Raw genomic sequence first — 19,050 nt, 5'->3', positions numbered from 1 at the left:
AATGTAGCCGGTTACATGATTCTGACAAGCTTGCCGGATTGGGGGCTGTCTCAAGCCGAGCGGGGAGGCGGCCCGGAAGAACCGCGGATCACCAGCTCCGGCACATGCTCGTACACGACCGGCAAAGGCCGCTGCTCGACCATTCCGACCACCGAGCGCGCGGCGTTGCGGCCCACCTCGTCGCTGGGGACGCGCAGCGCCGTCACGGTGACGGGCAGGTGGGACATGATGTCGATGTCGTCATAGCTCACGATCGAGACCTCGCCCGGAACATCTACGCCGCGCGCCAGCGCCTCGATCATGGCGCCGACCGCCAGGTGGGCGTTGCCGCACACGATCGCGGTGGGGCGGGGCGTCGTGTCCCACACGGCGCCGAACATCTCGCGACCCTCCTCGATGGTCCAGCGACCCACCGCCATGTGCTGGGGCCGCACCGCGATGCCCTGGATTGCGAGCGCGTCGCGGATGCCGTTGAGGCGGGCCTCCGCGCGGTCGTTGTTTTCTACGGATTGGGCCAGCACCGCAATGATGCGATGGCCGAGCTCGATCAGGTAGTTGGTGAGGCCCGCCATGGCCTTGCGGTTGTCGGGGCCGATGCAGACACCCTCGTCCTGCCCGTCATGCACAAAGCTGAAGACGTGCGGCATGCGATGCTTGTCCAGGAAGCGATACAGGTCCGGGTGATGGGCGCGGCCCACCAGGATCAGCCCGTCGACGCCGCGCTCGGCGAATTTCTTGACCTGCGCCAGCTCCTGCAAGGCGTCGTATTCCGAACAGGCGAGCAGGAGCGTGTAGCCGAGGCCCTGCAGCTCCTTTTGCACGGCGTTGGTGGCGCGCGCGAAATCGCCGGTCGCCAGCGTCGGGAACACGGCCCCGATCGCATAGGAGCGGCGCGTCGCCAGCGCCTTGGCGGCGCCGTCCGGCACCCAGCCGAGTTGCTCGATGGTGGCGGAGATGCGCTGGCGCAGCTCGAGCGAGACGAGGTCCGGATTGTTGATGGCCCGCGAGACCGTCGCGGTGGAGACGCCCGCGAGCTTCGCCACGTCGCGCAGGCCGACGCTGCCGGGGTGCCGCTTGCGGCCTTCGACCACGCTCATTCCTGTCCCCCGGTTCAGCGCGCCGTCTCGCCTCAACGCTGCCCTGGTTGAGCCAGCATCTCGGCATGCGTCAAGCTATACTGCAACTGGTAGATCCCGCTCCTCACCGTTCCGGCCGCGCCGGCTTTGCGCAGGCGCTCCGCGACGTCGAGCGCCGGCCGCATGAATTCCAGCGCGGCCCGGTCGACAGCTTCGACCAGCGCGATCCAGTCCACCACCTCGTCCGGCTGGGCGCGCATGGCTTTTTCGGCCGAGTCGCTGCGGCTCGCCTGGTGCTCGCCCTGGAGCAGATGGACGGCCACGATCCCGGGCTGATGCATCGCTGACTGGAGGATGCCTGAGGCCGCATCGCCAAAGTCGGCCGGAACCGGACCGGAGATCCGGAACGTCTCGATCCAGCCAGCCTTGCCGACCCCCATGCTCATCGCGACGTCGCAAACCGTCCGCGAGGTGTCGGTGAAGTGGCGGACGACCTGCCTGGTCCAGTCCGAAGGCGCGTTTAGGCGGGCCTTGTAGGCGTCCGACGTCAGCGCGTCCGCACCCTCTGTCTCGTAGAAGTTGAAGTAGGCCGGAGACGCGTCCTGCGAGGCATAGCGCCGGCCGCGCAGGAAGCCCGGGAGGCTGACGCGCTCGGGGATGTGCTCGCGCACATGCCAGGCCACGAAGTCCGATTCCGCTTCCGGCGCGATCCCGTTCCAGATCGCCAGTACGCCTCGTCCTGCCATCGCCATTGCGCAAAACTCCGTGCCTCACTTGTGCAGAACTGTAACCGCTTGCACGCTTGCTGTGAATGGATTTTGGGCGTCTTTCGCAACGTTACATCCCTTGCGCCACGGCAGCAGCGGGTGGGTGACCAAGAGCGTTGACGCCCGCGATCGCCCGCATTATCGATAATGATATGCTTGCTCCCGCGCTGAAACTGATGCGACCGGCCGACGTGGCCTACAACCACGTCAAGCGGCGCATCATGCTCAACGAGCTGGAGCCCGAGACCGTGCTGACGGAGCTCGGCCTCGCCCGCGAGATCGGCGCCAGCCAAGGCACCGTGCGCGAGGCGCTGCTCCGGTTGCAGGAGGAGGGCCTCGTGTCGCGCAGCGGGCGCCGCGGCACGGTGGTGACCCGGCTCACCGCCGACGAAGCGCAGGAAATGCTGGTGCTGCGCCGGACCATCGAGACGCGCGGGGCGCGGCGGGCGGCCGCGGCCGCCACCCCGGCGCTGATCGAGACGCTCCTGCCCATCCGCGCCGCGATGGACGACGCCGCCGCCCAGCAGGACGAGTACGGGCTCATCGAGGCCGACAAGGACTTTCACCTCGCCATCTTCCGCGCCTCCGGGCTGGACGCGCTGGAGCAGATCCTGGTGCGCTGCATGATGCACTCCCACCGCTTCAAGCTTTGGGCGCCCGGCCACCGGCGGCCGCTGGTCGACACGGTGACCCGCCATGACGTGCTCATGGACTGCCTGCGCGCCCGGGACGGCGAGGGCCTGGCGCAGGCGCTGGGGCAGCACATCGACACCATCGTGCTGCTCGGCGATGCCGCCCCAACGGAGACCACGGCGTGACACCCTTCATCCATCCCGAGATGGCGACCATTCTTGCGGAGTTCAGGGCTCTGCCCGCCGTTGACGTAAAGACATTGCCCATCGACGAAGCGCGCCGGGTGAGCGATGCGGCGTCGGCGGCGTGGAGCGTCGGCGCGCCCGCGATGGACGTGACGGAGCTGACCGTGCCGGGCCCGTTCCCCATGCGGGCGCGGCTCTATCGTCCGGCGGCGGTCGAGGGGCTGCCCGTCATCATCTTCGTGCATGGCGGCGGCTGGACCTTCGGCTCGATCGATACGCATGACGGCGCCATGCGCGAGCTCGCGGTCGCGTCGGGATGCGCCGTGTTCGGCTTCGACTATCGCCTTGCGCCCGAGCATCCCTTTCCGGCGCCGCTGGACGACTGCATGGCGGCGATCGCCTTCGTGCGGGAGGGCGGCCTTGGCCGCGCCGTCGCGGCGGAGCGCTGGGCGCTCGCCGGGGATTCGGCCGGCGCGACGCTGGCGTTGGCGGCCATGATGCGCCTGCGTGATGCGGGCCACAGTCTGCCCGCCGCGGCGGCGCTGTTCTACGGCTGCTACGCGCCGATCTTCGATACGCCGAGCCACCACGCCTTCGGCGAGGGCTACCTGCTCACCTCGGTCAACATGCGCTGGTACTGGCGCAACTACCTGGCCGACGCCTTCGACGCGCCGCCGCCCGAGGCCGCGCCGCTGGAAGCCGATCTCGCGGGGCTGCCGCCGCTCTATCTCGCGGCGGCCGGGCTGGATCCGCTGCGCGACGACACGAGCCGCCTGGCCGTCCGGCTGGCCGAGGCCGGCGTCAGCTTCCGCTACGACCACGTTCCCGGCGTCGTCCATGGCTGCCTGCGCATGAGCCGCAGGCTGCCGCCGGCGCAGGCCATCATCACGGCCGCAGGCGACATGCTCGCCGGCGCGCTCGCGACAAAGACCACAAAAAACCAGAACAGGGAGGAGAGGGCCGATGACCAAGGGGACCAAGGGACCTGACGGATCCACGCTGAAGCCCACCACGAGCGGCGCGCTCGGCCGCAGGACGTTCCTGCAGCTCGCAGGCGCGTCGGCGCTGGCCGGCGGACTCGCGCGGCCCGCGCTCGCGCAGGCGCAGACCACCGTCCGCTGGTGGTATCACTACGACAATCCGCAGAACACGCCGGCCGCGCTGGTGTCGCGGTTCGAGGCCGCGAACCCCGGCATCAAGATCCAGGCCGAGGCCATCCCGTGGGGCGGCGGCACCGATTACATCAACCGGATGTTCTCGTCCGTGGTGGCCGGCAACCAGCCGGATTGCGCCATGGTGCGCCTGTCATACCTGTCGCGCTTCGCCCAGATGAAGGCGCTGGAGCCGCTGGACGGGATGCTGGCCAAGTGGGACGCCAAGTCGGACATCTCCGATGACGTCTGGAAGCTGAACCGCGCTCCGGACGGCAAGCAGTACTACATGCCGCTCCACTACGTGGTGATCTATCTCTACTACCGGCAGGACCTGTTCGAGCAGGCCGGCCTGCAGCCGCCCAAGACCTTCGACGAGTTCCTCGGCGCCGCGAAGGCGCTGACCAAGGACGGGATGTTCGGCTACGGCATGCGCGGCGGCGCGGGAGCCCACGACAACTGGGGCCCCTTCGTGCTCGGCGGCGGCGGCAGCTTCGAAAAGGGCGGGTTGCTGACTGAAAAGGCGCTGGCCGCCAACCGCTGGTTCATCGAGCTGGCGACCAAGCACAAGGTGGTCCCGCCTTCGGCTCCCACGGACGCGTTCCGCCAGATCGTCGACAGCTTCAAGGCAGGGCGCACCGCCATGACGATCCACCACATCGGGTCGGCCGCCGAAGTCGTTGGCGCGCTCGGCGACAAGGCCTCGGCGGTTCCGCTTCCGCGCGCCGCGGACGGCGGCGGCTGGACCTATTTCGGCGACGAATCCAACGCCATCTTCTCGGCCAGCAAGAACAAGGAGGCGGCGTTCCGCTGGATTTCGTTCCTGTCGTCGGGCGAGGGAAATGTCGAGCAAGCCAAGCTCAGCGGGCAGCTGCCGATCACGACCTCGGGCGTGAAGAGCTGGACGGGGCACCCCAAGCGCTTCGTCGACGCCAGCTTCGCCTCGCTCCCGATCGCCCGCACGCTGCCCGACAGCGTGAAGACGCCCGACTTCGTAGGACGCGTCCTGCCCACCAACATGCAGCGCGCGCTGACCGGCGAGATCAATCCCGACGACCTGATGAAGGCCGTCGACCAGCTCTTCAACGGCTGACGCATCACCACCAGCGCGATGCCGGCCGGGACGCACCGTGCGCGCCCGGCCGACGCCCCCCGGGACACAACGATGAACCACGCCACGGTGCGCGCCGCGACACCCTACGGCTTCCTGCTGCCCGCGCTGGTGCTGACCGCGCTGGTGATCCTGTACCCGGTCGTTCAGACGGTCTGGTACAGCGTGCAGGACTACATCCTCTATGCGCCGGACGACGCGCGCTTCGTCGGCTTCCGCAACTACGCGGCGGCCTTGCGGGACGAGGTCTTCTGGATTTCGCTCGGCCATTCGGCCGTGTGGGTGGGCGGCATCGTGTTCGCCCAGCTCGTGCTGGGGCTCGCCACCGCGCTGCTGCTCAATCAGAGCTTCTGGTGGCGCGGCATTGCCCGGGCGCTGGTGATCATCCCCTGGGCGCTGCCCAGCGTGATCATCGGCCTGATGTGGACCTGGATCTACGACTATAACACTGGCGTCCTCAACGACCTCCTGATCCGCATGGGCGTGATTGCGCAGCCTTTCCCGTGGCTCGCCAGCCCGGCGACGGCGCTCGGCTGCGTCATGCTGGCGCTCGTCTGGCAGGGCTTCCCCTTCTTCGCCGTGATGATCCTCGCCGGCCTCCAGACCGTGCCGCGCGAGCTCTACGAGGCCGCCGAGATCGACGGCGCCACGGCGTTCCGGCAGTTCGTCCACATCACCGCGCCCGGCATCGCCGGCATCGTCGCCACGGCCGTGCTGCTGCGCATCATCTGGGTGGCGAACTCGCTCGACGTCATTCTTGTGATGACCGGCGGCGGGCCGGGCTACGCCACGCACACGCTGCCGCTCTACGCCTTCCTGCGCGCCTATAGCGGCATGGAGTTCGGCTCCGCGGCCGCGCTGGCGCTGCTGCTCACGGTGCTGCTGCTCGCCATCGTCTGGCTCTACGTGACCCGGCAGGCCAGGGAGCTCGACGCATGAGCCGCCGCCTTTCCGCCCGCAAGCGCATTCTCCTGGTCGAGATCCCCGTGCTGGCGATCCTGGCCTTCGCGCTCGCCCCGTTTCTGTGGATGCTGCTCACCTCGGTGAAGCCCACCTCGGACCTGTCCGTGTTCCCGGTGCGCTATTGGCCGAGCCGCTTCACGCTCGAGCACTACGCTATGCTGCTGCAGCGCACGAGCTTTGCGGGCAACCTCCTGAACAGCTTCATCATCGCCTGCGGGGCCGTGCTGGTCGGCCTCGTCACGAGCGTGCCCGCCGCCTATGCGTTTTCGCGTTTTCGCTTCGGCGGCAGGCGCTTGCTGATGACCGGGTTCCTGGTCATCAACATGTTTCCGATCGTGCTGCTGATCATTCCGCTTTTCGTGCTGATGCGAAATCTCGGCCTGATCGACACCTTTATCGGCGTGATCATCGGGCATTCCACCTTCTCGATCCCGTTCTCGATCTGGATGCTGGTGAGCTACTTCAACGCGATCCCGCGCGAGCTCGACGAGGCGGCGACCATCGACGGGGCCAGCCGGCTGCAGACGATCCGCCTCGTGATCCTGCCGCTGGTGATGCCCGGGCTGGTGACCACCGCGATCTACGTCTTCATCACCTCCTGGAACGAATATCTCTTCGCCATGATGCTGTCGGGGCAGACCGTGCGTCCGGTCACGGTCGCGCTGCAGCTCTTCATCGGCGAGTTCACGGTCCAGTGGGGCCTGCTCACCGCGGGCGGGGCGCTGATCGCGCTGCCGGTCGCCATCCTCTTCCTGTTGGTTCAAAGGCGCATCGTGGGGGGACTGACCTCCGGCGCAGTGAAGGCATGACCATGACCAACCCCATCGGCGTCATCTCGATGTTCTATGCGCGGCCGTTCACCCGCGAGCATTTCCCGACCTTCGCGCGCATGAAGCGGGCAGGGGCCGACGTCGTCGAGCTGCTGGTGCCCGAGCCGGGCGAACTCGACCTTGCCGAAACGCGCGCCGCCATCGCGGACGCCGGCCTCTCCTGCGTTCTGGCCGCCCGCGTGAACCTGACGCGCGACCTCGCAAGCGCCGAGCCGGCCGCGCACGCCGCCGGCGTCGCCTATCTGGAACAGACTGTGGAGATCGCCGGCAAGCTCGGCGCCGGCATCGTGGGCGGCCCGCTCTATGGCGCCCCCATGGTGTTCGCCGGGCGCGCGCCGGCTCCCGTCGACGCGGACGAGCGTCGTCGCCGCATCGACGCCGTGGTGAAGGGGCTGGCCATCGCCGGGCGCCGCGCCGCCGACGCTGGCGTTCTGCTGGGCGTCGAGCCGCTGAACCGCTTCGAGACGGATGTCTGCAACACGGCCCGGCATGCGCTGGAGCTCGTGGAGCGCGTCGACAACCCGGCCGTGGGCGTGATGCTCGACACCTTCCACATGAACATGGAGGAGTTCGACATCGCGGACGCCATTCGGCGCACCGGGTCGCGGCTCGTCCATTTCCAGGCCAACGAGAACAATCGCGGTTTCGTGGGCGCCGGCCACATCGATTGGGCCTCGGTGGCCCGCGCCATCCGCGACGTCGACTATCGCGGCCCGATCGTGCTGGAGCCGTTCCGCCGCTCCGATGAAGCCGCCGGCGTGACGCTGGCGCAGTGGCGCGCGCCCACCGCAGACGAGGACGCGCCGCTCACCGCCAGCATCGCTTATCTCGCCGCAACGCTCGCCTTTGCGCGCGCGACCGCCTGACCTGCCCGGAGAGCCTCAATGACCTCGCTTCGCATTGGCTGGATCGGCTGCGGCACGCACGCGTCCGAGATGCTGCTTCCCCAGCTCACCCGGCACGACGTCGTGCTTCAGGCGCTGTGCGACGTCTTGCCCGAGCGCCTGGCCTTGGCCGGACGCCGCTTCGGCGTGGCCGAGGCGGACCGGACGCCGGACTGGCGCGCGCTGCTCGCCCGGGGCGACATCGACGCCGTCGGGATGGCGGTCGGGCCGGCCCTGCACCACGAGATCGGCCTCGCCGCGATCGCGCGCGGCCTGCCGGTGTTCATCGAGAAACCGCCGGCTCCCACGGCGCGCCAGGCGCAGGAGTTGGCCGACGCCGCCAGGGCCAGGGGCGTCCCGGTCGTGCTCGGCTTCATGAAGCGGTATTCCACCGCCAACCGCATCGCCGCCAACGTGCTGCATGGGGACGATTTCGGGCCGCGGGCCAGCTTCCTCGGCGAGTACATGACGGCGCCGACCTATTTCGCCGGCGACGTCGACTACACCGGCTTCTACCTGCACCACTGCGTTCATTATTTCGATCTTGTCCCGCACCTGATGGGAGAGGTCGCGGCTATTTCGTCGCGGCGCCACGAGCTTTCGCCGGGCAAGCTGCTGCTGCACGTGGACTTTCGCTTCGCGAGCGGGGGCATCGGCACGCTCGTGCTGGGGACCCACCAGTCCCGCGGCACGCCCATGGAATGGTGGCAGGTGATGGGCGACCACAAACGCGTCGAGGTGCGCAACGTCCATGAGGTCCGCTATTTCCGGCACCCCCCCTTCAAGGCGTCGGTCGGCTCGGCCTCGCTGGTCGACGGCGAGGACACGCTGGTCTGGGAGCCGAACCTCACCGCCGCGGCAAACGAGGACCACAAGGGCTATCACGCCCTGCTCGGCGACTTCGTTCGCGCGGCCCGCGGCGAGGCCGTGTCGGCGCCGGACGCGGCGGACGGCGCCCGCGCGATGGCGCTGATGGAGCAGGCGCTCGGCCTCGACCAGCCGGCCTCCCGGTGATCCCCCACAACGAAGCAGCACGGAGCGGCGCCATGGACCACAAGATCAGCAGGATCGACGTCCACCTCGTCTCGGCGCAAGCGCCGGCGGGGCTCGCCGACGCGACCCGCAAGGTCGAGACGATCGGATTTCTTCTGGTGCGGATCACCACCGACCAGGGGCTGGAGGGGATCGGCGTCACCTACCACGAGGTTGGCGGCGAGGCGACGCGGGAGGTCATCCGCCGCAATATGGCGCCCAAGCTCATCGGGCGCGACCCGCTGCAGACGGAGGCGATCTGGCAGGAGCTGTTCCACTACCTGCGCGGCATCGGCCGCAAGGGCCTGATGTTCTGCGCCCTGAGCGCGATCGACATCGCGCTGTGGGACCTGAAGGGCAAGATCGTCGGCCTGCCGCTTTCGCGCCTGCTGGGCGGCGACCGGACGCGCGTCCCTGTCTATGCGAGCGGCGGCTGGACGTCCTATGACGACGACCAACTCGTCGACGAGATGAAAACCATGGTGGCGCGCGGGTTTAGCGCCATCAAGTTCAAAGTTGGATTCAACGGCGGCCAGAGCCTTGGCCGCGATGTCGAGCGCGTCCGCAAGGTGCGCGAGGCGGTGGGCCCCGATATCCGCCTGCTGGTCGACGCCAACAACTGCTTCGACGCCGCAACCGCGATCCAGCTCGCGAACCGGATCCGTGAATACGACATCACGCTGTTCGAGGAGCCGGTGTTCGCCGACGACATCCCGGGCCTCGCCCGGTTCCGGCGCGGGACGGACATTCCGCTGGCGACCGGCGAGCACGAATACACGCGGTTCGGCGTCCGCGACCTCCTGCTGGCCGAGGCGGCCGACATCGTGCAGGTGGATGGCGCCCGCGCGGGCGGCTACACCGAAATGCTGAAATGCGCCGCGCTGACGCAGGCCTGGAACGTGAAGTTCGCGCCGCACGCGATGGAAAACATTCACCTGCCGCTCGCGGCCGCCGTGCCGAACACGTTCATGCTCGAGCGGTTGCTGATGTTCGAAGGCATCACGGCCGCATTGTTCAAGAATGCTTCGGTCCCGGTGGACGGGTTCATGGCGGTCCCGGAGGGGCCTGGCCTCGGCCTCACGCCCGACATGGACTTCGTGCGCGAGCACGACGAGCTCTGAGCGCGGCATTCGTATCTACAACAGCCCAAATACAACCGTCATTCAGGGACCCTTAAACCATAGGTTGCAAATCTGGCTTAGCACTCGTGCTTAGCCGCTGATCGCCACGGCCATGAGAGCCTCTGGGCCGGAATGTTTTTCGTGGGGGATCACGAGCTGCGATGCCTATTCGTCATCTGAAAGGCCTCAAGCTGGCGTGCTGGGGCTTCGCCTGTTTCGCCGCCGTCGCGGGTTCGACGATGCTTCCCGGCCCGGCGAGGGCTGAGCACCTGAAGCTGAAGGTCATCGGGGGCCTGAGCGGCGTCAACCAGTACCGCAGCCTCGAAGAGCCTTTCTGGCGCAGCGAGTTCGATGTGCTGTCGGGCGGCCGCGCCAGCGCGAGCATTGCTCCCTTCGACGCCAGCGGCATGCGGGCGCAGGACATGCTGCAACTCATCCGCCTCGGCGTTGCGCCCTTCGGCACGGTGGTGCTGAGCGTCGCCGAGGCCGAGGACCCGGAAATAAACGCCGTGGACCTCGCGGGCTTCAACCCGGACCTGTCCACGCTTCGCCAGAACGTCGCCGCCGACCGGAACCACCTCACCGCCATCCTGTCGGAGCGCTACGGCGTCAAGCTTCTCGCCGTCTACGCCTATCCGGCCCAGGTGCTGTATTGCGCCAAGCCCTTCAGCGGTTTCGGTGACCTCAAGGGCCGCACCATCCGGACGTCGTCGGTCACGCAGTCGGACCTGTTCGAAGCCCTCGGGGCGAAAACCGTCGTCACACCCTTCGGCGAGATTGTTCCGGCGATCCGTAAGGGCGTGGTGGATTGCGCCGTCACGGGCACGCTCAGCGGCAACGAGAACGGGCTCGCGGCGATCGCGACCCATTTGTCTCCCATGGCGATCAACTGGGGACTTTCCATCTTCGCCGCCAATGAGGCGGCATGGCAGGCGCTTCCGCCGGACATTCAGGGCGCCATCGAGAAGGGGCTCTCCGGACTGGAAAAGCGGATCTGGGACGCCGCCGAAGCCGACACGGTGCGGGGGATCGACTGCAACATCGGCAGGAGTTCCTGCCCGCCGGAGCAGCGCCGGGCCATGCAGCTCGTTCCAAGTTCGGCCGAGGATGAGCGGCTGCGTGGGGCCGTGCTCCAGAGCTCGGTGCTGCCGCATTGGATCCAGCGCTGCGGCGACGGCTGCGCCAGCATCTGGAGCAATCCCCGGCCACAGAAGGCTGCCGTCGCGAACCCTGCGGCCGCGGCGGGGCCGCTCACGCGCCCATGAGCAGCTTTCTCGGAGGTCGCCGCTGGTCCCAGGCCGCCGTCGTGTTCTGCACGGTGGTGCTGATGCTCGTGATCGCGGGAGGCGCCGCCACGGTGGTGATCAAGACGGTCGCGGACGCGGATCGCTCGTCGCGGGAAGGTCTCGACCGGGTCGGCCGGGCGGCCGACGGCATCGTCAACGGGCAATTCGTGCAGGTCGACCGCACGCTCGCGAGCGTTCCCGGCATTCTCGGCTTGGCCTCCGACATGCGGTCCGGCGCGGCCGCGTCGCGCATGCTCGAGCTCCTGAGTTTCCAGAGCCCGCTGCATCGCGACCTGCTGGTGGTGCGGCCGGACGGCGTGGTCTGGGCCTCGGCCCGCGCCGGCTCCCGCCGGGCGGCGTTCCCGCTGAAGACCCTCGGAGCGGGCGTCGCGCCAGGCGCGGCGCATCTCCACGGGCCGCTCAAGAACCCGCTCACGGGCGAATGGTCCATGTATCTGGCGCGCCGCATCACGCTGCCGGACCTGCCCGAGGCCTTCGCGGTCGCGGAGGTTCCGCTCGCCATGATCACCGGTCCGCTCGCCAATCTTGCGGCCGACCCGGGCGTGCGCTTCGAGCTTCGTGACGCCGCCGGCCAGCTCGCCGCCAGCTTCCCGCACGACGAGACCCGTATCGGTGCGTTCAGCGGCAAGGAGGGCTCCGACTGGGAGTGGGGCGGCAACGCCCTCTACAACGGCTACCGGCTGTTCGCGATCATCAACCCGGACCTCGTGCTGCGCGAGGCCATGCTCGATAACCGCCACATCATCCTTGGCGCGGTAGGCGCAGAGGCCTTTCTCGTCCTGTTCGCCTTCGGGGTGATCACCGCGCTGCGGCGGGAAGCGCAACTATCTGGCCTCCTCACCGACGCCATCGAGGCCATGTCGGACGGGTTCGTGATGTGGGACACGCGCGACCGCATGGTGATCTGCAACCAGAACTACAAAGACCTTTATTCGGCGAGCGCCCAGTTCCTCGTGCCCGGCGCGACCTTCGAGGAGGTGATGCGCAAGGGGGCCGAGGTCGGGCAATACCCCCAGGCGGGCGAGGACATCGAGGCGTTCGTCGAGCAGATGGTGTCGTGGCGCAAGAGCTCCAAGGGCTCGTTCGAGCGCCTGTTGCCGGACGGGCGCTGGGTGCTGGCGACCGAACGCCGGACCGTCACGGGCGGATCGGTGGGCATGCGCAAGGACATCACCGAGCTGAAGCGGCAGCAGGATCTCGTGCTGCGCTACAAGGCGGAACTGCACGATCTCGCGGTCAGCTTCGAGCGGTCGGTCAAGGCCAGCGCGGCGCGCGTCAAGAAGGCCGCCGAGGCGGCGGATGGCGAGTCCAAGGTGATGGCGTCGGCGGCGTCCGAGGCCGTGCTCCAGGCCAAAGTGGTGCGGGGCTCGGCCGAGGGCACGTCATCGACCGTCGAGGTGGTGGCTGGCAGCGCCGAGCAGCTCTCCGCGTCCGTGAAGGGCGTGGCGCAACGCGCGCGGCGCGCGGCCCACATGGCGGACCTCGCGTCGGAGCGCTCCCGCGTGGCCACGCAGGTGATGACCGCGCTCGACCAGTCGGCGTCGCAGGTCTCGGCCGTGGTGGACATGATCGGCGAACTCGCCGGTCAGACCAATCTCCTGGCGCTGAACGCCGCGATCGAATCAGCCCGCGCCGGCGAGGCGGGCCGGGGCTTCGCGGTGGTGGCCAACGAGGTGAAGGCGCTCGCCGCCCAGACGAGCCGGTCCACCGAGGCGATCGCCAAGCAGGTCCAGGCGATCCAGACCGCCTCCGCGCAGGCCACGGACAGCATCGCGGCGATGAACACGATCATCATCGACATGAAGGCCGAGGCCGAGCAGGTCGAACTGGCCGTGAGCCAGCAGGATCATTCGGCCGCTTCGATCACGAGCACCATCCGGGCCGCCGCCACAACCACGTCCGACGTTTCGGGCGCGGTGGGGATGATCGCCGGCCGCTCGGAACTCATCAACGCCTCGGTGGACGAGATGAACGCCACCATCCGGCGCCTGCTGAACGAGGCCAACGGGCTTGTCACCGAGACCGACCAGTTCATGCGCAAGCTGACGGCGGCCTAACGCGCTAAGCGCCGGCGGCCCGTAAGGCCTGGTGGATTCGGCGTTCGCTCTCCATGGTGTAGCGGCCGCTCGCCGCCGCGCGGCCAAGCTTCGCGCCTCGGCCATAAACCGCGAGGCTGGCTGCGGCCTCCTGGACCGGGGTCATGTCGTATTCCAGGGCCGCGAAGGCGTGGTCGGCTTCGCCCAGCACCTGCTCCAGCCGGGAGCCGCCATCGGCGAACAGCCGCAACGCCGCCGTCAGCGTGGCCTCGTTGCGGCCGAGCGTCTGCATCATGGCGGCGATGTCGGTTTCGGCCTGGCCCAAGCGGCCCGAATTCTGGCGCGACCGCGCGGTCTCCAGTTGCATGCTGCAGTCCAGCACGGCCTGGAACACGTCCATGAGTTCGCGCGTATCGCGGACGATCTGCCCGGCGTAGTGCCTGAGGTCCTGCGAGATCACCGCAAGGGCGCGTCCCTCGCCGCCGAGGCGGGCGGACTTGATGGCGGCGTTCATGCCCACCGTGGTGATCGAGAAGCTGATCGCGTTCAGCGTCTCCATGCGGTCGCGGAATTCCGCCAGCGCGCCGGCCAGCGTCCGCATGACGCCGTCGACGCCCAGCCGGGCGCTTTCGCATTCCAGGATCAGGGCGCGCACGGCCGACAACTTGGCGCTCAGGCGCTCGTGCAGGGTCTCGGCCGAGTCGGCGTTGATCAGCGATCGGCCGAGCGCCACGATGGCGTCGGCGTTGGATCCGATGGACGCCAGCGAGGCGCGCGTGGTCGTGACGGCGGCGTCGAAATCGACGAGCGCGTGAGAGAGCTGCGCGCCTTCGAGCGCGCATGTGGCCGCGAGCCCGTCGTCGTCCTCGGCCGCGTTGGTCAGCCCTTCCTCGATGTGTTCGAGGCGCTGGCGCGTGCTGTCGCCGGCCTGCAGCGACATGATCACGTCCCCGACGACGTCGCCGATGCGGGCGCTGTTCTCGGCCACCTTGGCCGAGACCCGGACGGCGTCATGCTGGCGCGTCTCGATCGCGTCGAACGCGGCCTGCAACTCCAGCACGCTCCCGCGCAGGTCCTGGCCCCGCTCGGCTTCGAAGCGCCTTTGCGAGTCGCGCGCTTCGGCGACCTGCCGGGAAATTGCGGCGTAGCTGCGCGCGTGAGCGTTGACGCCGCCTTGGGCGCCAGCGGCCAACTCCACGATTTCGTCCGCGAACTCGACGAAGTTGTAGCGATTGTTCGACAGGTAGGCGGCCTCGATCCGCGAGCTGCGCGCCAGGATGGCGAGCGTGCGAATGCTGGTCACGAGCCGGTCCAGAGGCGCATGCATGCGGTCCAGGCTCGCCTTGACGCCGTCCAGCGCCGCCCGCTCGATGGGCAGGGCGTCGCACACCGCCGACATCTCGGACGCGATGCGCCACAGCGTCTCGGACGCCTGCATCATGCTTTCGTTGTTGAGATCGGCCGGGATCGCGGCGACGCGCTCGGTGAGCGAGCCCACGATCGCGAGCGCCTCGTCCAGCGCGCTTCCGACCGCCAGGAAGCGGCCCTCGATGAGCCCGGCGCCGGTGCGCACCGCGATTGCGGCGTTCTCGACGGCGAAGCGGGGATTTTCAGCGGAAGCGATCACGCCATGCTCTCCAGAACGGGCGCGTGCCGACGCACGCTGATGATTTCGGGAGCAAGCAGGCCGAGCGGCAGCACCTTGGCGGCAGCCCCCCGGGCGATCGCTTCCTTGGGCATGCCGAACACCACGCAGGTCGCCTCGTCCTGCGCCACCGTCAGCGCGCCGGCCTTGCGCATTTCCAGGAGCCCGCGGGCGCCGTCGTCGCCCATGCCGGTCATGATCACCCCCAGCGCGTTCGCGCCCGCATACTGGGCGGCCGAGCGAAACAGCACGTCGACGGATGGCCGGTGGCGGGACACCAGCGGCCCGTCCTTGACGTTCACGAAGTAGCGCGCGCCGCTGCGGTTGAGCAGCGTGTGCCGGTTGCCCGGCGCGATCAGCGCCCGGCCCGGCAGCACGGCGTCGCCGTCCTCGGCTTCCTTCACGTCGATCTGGCAGAGCCCGTCCAGCCGGCGCGCGAATGCGGCGGTGAACTTCTCCGGCATGTGCTGGGTGATGACGATGCCCGGGCAATCCACCGGAAGCGCCTGCAGAACTTCGCGCAGCGATTCCGTGCCGCCCGTCGAGGCGCCGATGCACACGACTTTTTCGGTGGTGGCCGCCAGCGCGCGGCGCTGGGCCGGCGCGGGCAACATGGCGTCGGCGGTGAGCTTGGCCTCGACCGGGGAGGCGGCCGCGGCGAGCCGTCGGCGGGCCGCGCCGGCTTTCGACTGGGCGGCCGCCCGCACCACGTCCCAGATGTGGGCGCGCGAGTCCTGCAGGAAGCGCCGCGTTTCCACGCGGGGTTTCGGGAGAATGTCGAACGCGCCGGCTTCCAGCGCGTCGAGCAGGGTCTGCGACCCCTCCTCCGTCAGCGTCGAGCAGATGATCACCGGGATGGGTCGCTGGGCGACGATCTTGCGCAGGAAGGTCAGGCCGTCCATGCGCGGCATCTCGATGTCCAGGATGAGCACGTCGGGCATCTCGTCCTGCATCCGCCGCACCGCCGCGAAAGGATCGGAGGCGGCGCCCATCACGACGATGTCGGGCGCGCCTTCGAAGATGCCGGTCAGCGTTTGCCGGACGGACGCGCTGTCATCGACGATCAGGACGCGGATCTTCGGGGGAGGGGTCATGCGGCTGCGGTCCTGGGGAATGCGGTTCCGGCGGCGAGGCGCTTGGGCGCGGCCGCCTTCTGGTAGACGGTCGGCAGCACCTGGCGCACGGACAGGCCGACGCCAGCCATCGATTCCGAGTGCCCGAGAAACAGGTAGCCGCCGGGCCGCAGGTGCGAGACGAGGCGCGTCAGCACGGCGTGCTGCACGTCGCGGTCGAAGTAGATCAGCACGTTGCGGCAGAAGATGACGTCGATGTCGGTCTCGACGCTGTATTGCCCGTCCATCAGGTTGAGGTGGCCAAACGCCACGCGGGCCCGCAATTCGGGAGCGATGCGGAACTCCGCCCGGGCGGGATCGAGCGAGGTCAGCACGTAGCGCCTGCGCATCTCCGGAGGGATCGGGGCCGCCATGTCGAGCGGGAACACGGCGCGCCGGGCCTGGGCCAGCACGTCGGTGGAGATGTCGGTGGCGAGGATGCGGTGGCGGAACGGCGCCTCGCGGGCCATCGCGTCCAGCACCATCGCGATCGTGTAGGGCTCGGCGCCGGTGGAGCACGCGGCGCTCCACAGCGTCAGGGGACGCTTGGGGTCGCGCCGCAGGAGGTCGGGCGCCACGCTGTCGCGGAGCACGTCGAAATGCACCGGCTCGCGGAAGAAGTCGGTCTTGTTGGTGGTCATGCAGTCGATGAAATGCGGGAACTCGGCCTCCGGCGCGTCGCCGGCCAGCAGCGCCGCGTAGGCGGACAGGTCCGGCAGGCCGAGCGCCCGCACGCGCTTGCGCAGGCGGGCCTCCACCATGATGCGCTTGGAGGCCGGCACGCGGATGCCCGTGTGGTTTTCCACCAGGCTCGCGATGCGCCGGAACTGGGCGTCGGTGAGATGATCCTCCACCATGGCTCAGGCGGCCTTCAGCGCGAGCGAGGGGAGGTCGTCGAGCCGGAGCAGCCGCGGCACGTCGAACACCATCACGAAGGCGTCCCGCCGGCGGCCGACGCCGGACACGCAGGCGGACGCCTGGGCGCCGCCCACGGCGGGCGGCGGATCGAGCCGCCGTCATCGAGCTCCGCGACCTCGAACACGCGTTCGGCCAGGAGGCCGACTGCGAGCTCGGACCCGTCCTGCTCGGCGTTCAGGATCACGATCCGGGTCGCGGCGGTTTCGGGAACCGGCTCGAGGCCGAGCCGAAGCCGCAGGTCCAGCACCGGCACGCTCTCGCCGCGCACGTCGATCATGCCCAGCACGCAGTTCGGCGCGTGCGGCAGGCGCGCGATGCGGCGCATCTCGAGGATCTCCCGCACGCTCTCGATCGGCAGGGCGAAGACGTCCTCGCCGACGCCCAGCGTCACGAACTGGTTCACGGTCGCCATGGTGAGCTCCTGCGGGCCACGTTCACGAGCGCCGGAACTGTGCGTCTTCGGCGTCTTCACCGCCGAGGTCGTACACGAAGCCGCCATTCGCCACCGCGCGGCCGGCCGGAGCGCGGGCGCGCTTGGGGGCGGGCTTCTCGGCCGTCTTCGGCCGGGACGCGGCCGGGAAGTTGGCCTCGACCCGCTGCTGCAGCGCGCGCACCGGCTGGTCGGCGGGCGCGGTCGCGGGCGCAGTGTCGTCCAGGCGGAAGAACGCGATGGTGGACTGGAGCTGCTCGGCCTGGGCCGACAGTTCCTCGGACGTGGCCGAGACCTGCTCGGAGGCGGCGGCGTTCTGCTGCGTCACCTTGTCGAGCTGCTGGATGGCCTGATTGATCTGCGTGGCGCCGACATCCTGCTCGCGGCAGGCGGCCGTGATTTCCTCAACGAGTTCGGCCGTGCGGCGGATATCGGGCACCAGCTTGGCCAGCATGGAGCCGGCCTCGCGGGCGGACTTCACGGTGCTGGACGACAGCGAGCCGATTTCAGCCGCGGCCGCCTGGCTGCGCTCTGCGAGCTTGCGCACCTCGGAGGCCACCACCGCGAAGCCCTTGCCGTGCTCGCCCGCACGGGCCGCCTCGACGGCCGCGTTCAGGGCGAGGAGATCGGTCTGGCGGGCGATCTCCTGCACGATGGTGATCTTCTCGGCGATGGTCTGCATGGCCTCCACGGCCGTGCCCACCGCGACGCCGCTGGCTTCGGCGTCCTTGGCGGACTGGCGGGCGATCTTCTCGGTCTGGCTCGCGTTTTCGGCGTTCTGCTTCACGTTGGCGGCCATCTGCTCCATGGAGGCGGACGCCTCCTCGGTGGAGGAGGCCTGTTCGGTGGCGCCCTGCGACAGCTGCTCGGCGCTGGACGACAGCTCCTGGCTGCCGCCAGCGACGTTGCGGACGGCCGTGATGGTGTCCGACACCACGGTCCGCAGGCGCTCCACCATCTGCTCCAGCGCGATGCCGAGCGAGTCCACCTCCGAGCGAGGCTTCGGCTGAACGGTGAGGTCGCCGGCCGCGATGCGGGCTGCGACGCCGGCGGCGTCCTGAAGGCCGTCGCACATGGTGTTCATGGCCGCGCCAAGGTCGCCGAACTCATCTTGCGACGTGATGGCGATGCGCTGGCTCAGGTCGCCGCGCGCGATGGTGGCGGCCATCTCGACCGAGCGGCGCACGCCGCGGTTGACCAGGAAGGAGAGCGTGAAGGCGGCCGACAGCCCGACCAGCAGCGAAGCCAGCGCCAGGAGGCCGAGCTGCAGCTGCGCGCTGCGGAACTGTTCCACCGACGCTACCGAGGTCTGCTCGAAGACCGCGTCGAGGAGCTTCAGATAGTGCTCGATCCGGTCGACCGTGGTCTCGGCGGCCTGCTTGCCTTCGGTGTTGGAAAGCTCGAGCGCCTCGGTGGTCTTGCGTCCGAGATCGAGTTTCGCCAGGTCGAAGATGCGGTCCTGTATGGCGACGTGGCGCGCGAAATCGCCTTTCAGATCCTCCAGCGCCTTCTTGCCGGCCTCCGTGGTGGCGAGCGCGCTGAGCTGGTCGCGAAGCCGCATGGTGTTCGCGCGCAGCTCGCCGATGCGCTTTTGGGTGGCCACGATGGCAGCCTCGTCGGTGGCCAGCAGGATTTCCTTCTCGGCCTGCACGTCACGCAGGATGCTGGCGAGCAGGTCGCCGCCGATGTCGGTGCGCTTGGCCACGCTGTGGATGGCGTAGTCGAGGCTGGCGTTGGTTTCGGCAAGCTTCAGGTAGCTCACCCAGGCGGTGGTGGCCGAAAGGCCGATCACGACGGTGAAAGCCAAGCCGAGCTTGGCGCGAACGGTGAAGCGCATGACGAGTAGTCC

At 69.0% G+C, this 19,050-nt stretch carries 17 protein-coding genes; 10 read left to right on the top strand and 7 right to left on the bottom strand.

Translation table 11 applies throughout. The annotated features are described in order from the left end of the window. Positions 1–50: 50 nt before the first annotated feature. Positions 51–1,097, bottom strand: coding sequence for a LacI family DNA-binding transcriptional regulator (locus AC1DSZ_RS16945; protein ID WP_476839522.1), 1,047 nt, complete (start codon positions 1,095–1,097; stop codon positions 51–53). Positions 1,098–1,129: 32 nt separating this feature from the next. Next, positions 1,130–1,828: a hypothetical protein gene (locus AC1DSZ_RS16940; protein ID WP_476839521.1), complete on the bottom strand. Its 699-nt coding sequence runs from the start codon at positions 1,826–1,828 to the stop codon at positions 1,130–1,132. 167 nt (positions 1,829–1,995) lie between these two features. Between AC1DSZ_RS16940 and AC1DSZ_RS16935 the strand changes: the two genes are divergently transcribed. From AC1DSZ_RS16935 to AC1DSZ_RS16890, 10 genes are all read left to right on the top strand, one after another. Beyond that, positions 1,996–2,661, top strand: a complete 666-nt coding sequence (locus AC1DSZ_RS16935) for a GntR family transcriptional regulator (RefSeq protein WP_476839520.1) — start codon at positions 1,996–1,998, stop codon at positions 2,659–2,661. Then, complete coding sequence (locus tag AC1DSZ_RS16930; protein WP_476839519.1) at positions 2,658–3,650, top strand: alpha/beta hydrolase; 993 nt, start codon at positions 2,658–2,660, stop codon at positions 3,648–3,650. The genes AC1DSZ_RS16935 and AC1DSZ_RS16930 overlap by 4 nt, the downstream gene beginning before the upstream one ends. Beyond that, complete coding sequence (locus AC1DSZ_RS16925) at positions 3,625–4,905, top strand: ABC transporter substrate-binding protein (protein ID WP_476839518.1); 1,281 nt, start codon at positions 3,625–3,627, stop codon at positions 4,903–4,905. The genes AC1DSZ_RS16930 and AC1DSZ_RS16925 overlap by 26 nt, the downstream gene beginning before the upstream one ends. Before the next feature lie 72 nt (positions 4,906–4,977). Next, a complete protein-coding gene (locus AC1DSZ_RS16920; RefSeq protein WP_476839517.1) occupies positions 4,978–5,862 on the top strand; it encodes a carbohydrate ABC transporter permease in 885 nt (294 codons plus the stop codon). Continuing rightward, positions 5,859–6,695 (top strand): carbohydrate ABC transporter permease, encoded by an 837-nt coding sequence (locus tag AC1DSZ_RS16915; protein WP_188518537.1) that lies wholly within the window; start codon positions 5,859–5,861, stop codon positions 6,693–6,695. The genes AC1DSZ_RS16920 and AC1DSZ_RS16915 overlap by 4 nt, the downstream gene beginning before the upstream one ends. Positions 6,696–6,697: 2 nt before the next feature. Then, the gene (locus AC1DSZ_RS16910) at positions 6,698–7,582 is read left to right on the top strand and encodes a sugar phosphate isomerase/epimerase family protein (RefSeq protein ID WP_476839516.1); all 885 of its coding nucleotides are present in this window, start codon (positions 6,698–6,700) and stop codon (positions 7,580–7,582) included. Between the two features lie 18 nt (positions 7,583–7,600). Then, a complete protein-coding gene (locus AC1DSZ_RS16905; RefSeq protein WP_476839515.1) occupies positions 7,601–8,614 on the top strand; it encodes a Gfo/Idh/MocA family protein in 1,014 nt (337 codons plus the stop codon). Positions 8,615–8,646: 32 nt separating this feature from the next. Then, positions 8,647–9,753: a mandelate racemase/muconate lactonizing enzyme family protein gene (locus tag AC1DSZ_RS16900; protein ID WP_476839514.1), complete on the top strand. Its 1,107-nt coding sequence runs from the start codon at positions 8,647–8,649 to the stop codon at positions 9,751–9,753. A 161-nt stretch (positions 9,754–9,914) separates the two neighbouring features. Beyond that, positions 9,915–11,018 carry a TRAP transporter substrate-binding protein gene (locus tag AC1DSZ_RS16895; protein WP_476839513.1) on the top strand — a complete coding sequence of 368 codons (1,104 nt, stop codon included), beginning with the start codon at positions 9,915–9,917 and terminating at the stop codon, positions 11,016–11,018. Next, the gene (locus AC1DSZ_RS16890) at positions 11,015–13,117 is read left to right on the top strand and encodes a methyl-accepting chemotaxis protein (RefSeq protein WP_476839512.1); all 2,103 of its coding nucleotides are present in this window, start codon (positions 11,015–11,017) and stop codon (positions 13,115–13,117) included. Before AC1DSZ_RS16895 ends, AC1DSZ_RS16890 begins: the two co-directional genes overlap by 4 nt. Before the next feature lie 4 nt (positions 13,118–13,121). On the opposite strand, the gene AC1DSZ_RS16885 is transcribed toward AC1DSZ_RS16890, so the two are convergent. The 5 genes from AC1DSZ_RS16885 to AC1DSZ_RS16865 form a co-directional block, all read right to left on the bottom strand. Further along, complete coding sequence (locus tag AC1DSZ_RS16885) at positions 13,122–14,723, bottom strand: coiled-coil domain-containing protein (protein ID WP_476839511.1); 1,602 nt, start codon at positions 14,721–14,723, stop codon at positions 13,122–13,124. After that, on the bottom strand, positions 14,720–15,835 hold the full coding sequence (locus AC1DSZ_RS16880) for a protein-glutamate methylesterase/protein-glutamine glutaminase (protein WP_476839510.1): 1,116 nt from the start codon (positions 15,833–15,835) through the stop codon (positions 14,720–14,722). The genes AC1DSZ_RS16885 and AC1DSZ_RS16880 overlap by 4 nt, the downstream gene beginning before the upstream one ends. Further along, positions 15,832–16,710: a CheR family methyltransferase gene (locus tag AC1DSZ_RS16875; RefSeq protein WP_476839509.1), complete on the bottom strand. Its 879-nt coding sequence runs from the start codon at positions 16,708–16,710 to the stop codon at positions 15,832–15,834. Before AC1DSZ_RS16875 ends, AC1DSZ_RS16880 begins: the two co-directional genes overlap by 4 nt. Before the next feature lie 71 nt (positions 16,711–16,781). Next, a complete protein-coding gene (locus AC1DSZ_RS16870; protein WP_476839508.1) occupies positions 16,782–17,183 on the bottom strand; it encodes a chemotaxis protein CheW in 402 nt (133 codons plus the stop codon). A gap of 22 nt (positions 17,184–17,205) precedes the next feature. Then, entirely contained in the window at positions 17,206–19,038 is a 1,833-nt protein-coding gene (locus tag AC1DSZ_RS16865) for a methyl-accepting chemotaxis protein (RefSeq protein WP_476839507.1), read from the bottom strand. Positions 19,039–19,050 lie beyond the last annotated feature (12 nt).

This window comes from Alsobacter sp. P4_H11 (assembly GCF_056400925.1).
This window is presented reverse-complemented; position numbering and strand designations above follow the sequence as displayed.

Coding starts and splice junctions, on each gene's coding strand:
- AC1DSZ_RS16865 (WP_476839507.1), bottom strand. CDS start 19,038: ATGCGCTTCACCGTTCGCGCCAAGCTCGGCTTGGCTTTCACCGTCGTG.
- AC1DSZ_RS16875 (WP_476839509.1), bottom strand. CDS start 16,710: ATGGTGGAGGATCATCTCACCGACGCCCAGTTCCGGCGCATCGCGAGC.
- AC1DSZ_RS16905 (WP_476839515.1), top strand. CDS start 7,601: ATGACCTCGCTTCGCATTGGCTGGATCGGCTGCGGCACGCACGCGTCC.
- AC1DSZ_RS16870 (WP_476839508.1), bottom strand. CDS start 17,183: ATGGCGACCGTGAACCAGTTCGTGACGCTGGGCGTCGGCGAGGACGTC.
- AC1DSZ_RS16890 (WP_476839512.1), top strand. CDS start 11,015: ATGAGCAGCTTTCTCGGAGGTCGCCGCTGGTCCCAGGCCGCCGTCGTG.
- AC1DSZ_RS16925 (WP_476839518.1), top strand. CDS start 3,625: ATGACCAAGGGGACCAAGGGACCTGACGGATCCACGCTGAAGCCCACC.
- AC1DSZ_RS16895 (WP_476839513.1), top strand. CDS start 9,915: ATGCCTATTCGTCATCTGAAAGGCCTCAAGCTGGCGTGCTGGGGCTTC.
- AC1DSZ_RS16915 (WP_188518537.1), top strand. CDS start 5,859: ATGAGCCGCCGCCTTTCCGCCCGCAAGCGCATTCTCCTGGTCGAGATC.
- AC1DSZ_RS16920 (WP_476839517.1), top strand. CDS start 4,978: ATGAACCACGCCACGGTGCGCGCCGCGACACCCTACGGCTTCCTGCTG.
- AC1DSZ_RS16910 (WP_476839516.1), top strand. CDS start 6,698: ATGACCAACCCCATCGGCGTCATCTCGATGTTCTATGCGCGGCCGTTC.
- AC1DSZ_RS16945 (WP_476839522.1), bottom strand. CDS start 1,097: ATGAGCGTGGTCGAAGGCCGCAAGCGGCACCCCGGCAGCGTCGGCCTG.
- AC1DSZ_RS16935 (WP_476839520.1), top strand. CDS start 1,996: ATGCTTGCTCCCGCGCTGAAACTGATGCGACCGGCCGACGTGGCCTAC.
- AC1DSZ_RS16940 (WP_476839521.1), bottom strand. CDS start 1,828: ATGGCGATGGCAGGACGAGGCGTACTGGCGATCTGGAACGGGATCGCG.
- AC1DSZ_RS16900 (WP_476839514.1), top strand. CDS start 8,647: ATGGACCACAAGATCAGCAGGATCGACGTCCACCTCGTCTCGGCGCAA.
- AC1DSZ_RS16880 (WP_476839510.1), bottom strand. CDS start 15,835: ATGACCCCTCCCCCGAAGATCCGCGTCCTGATCGTCGATGACAGCGCG.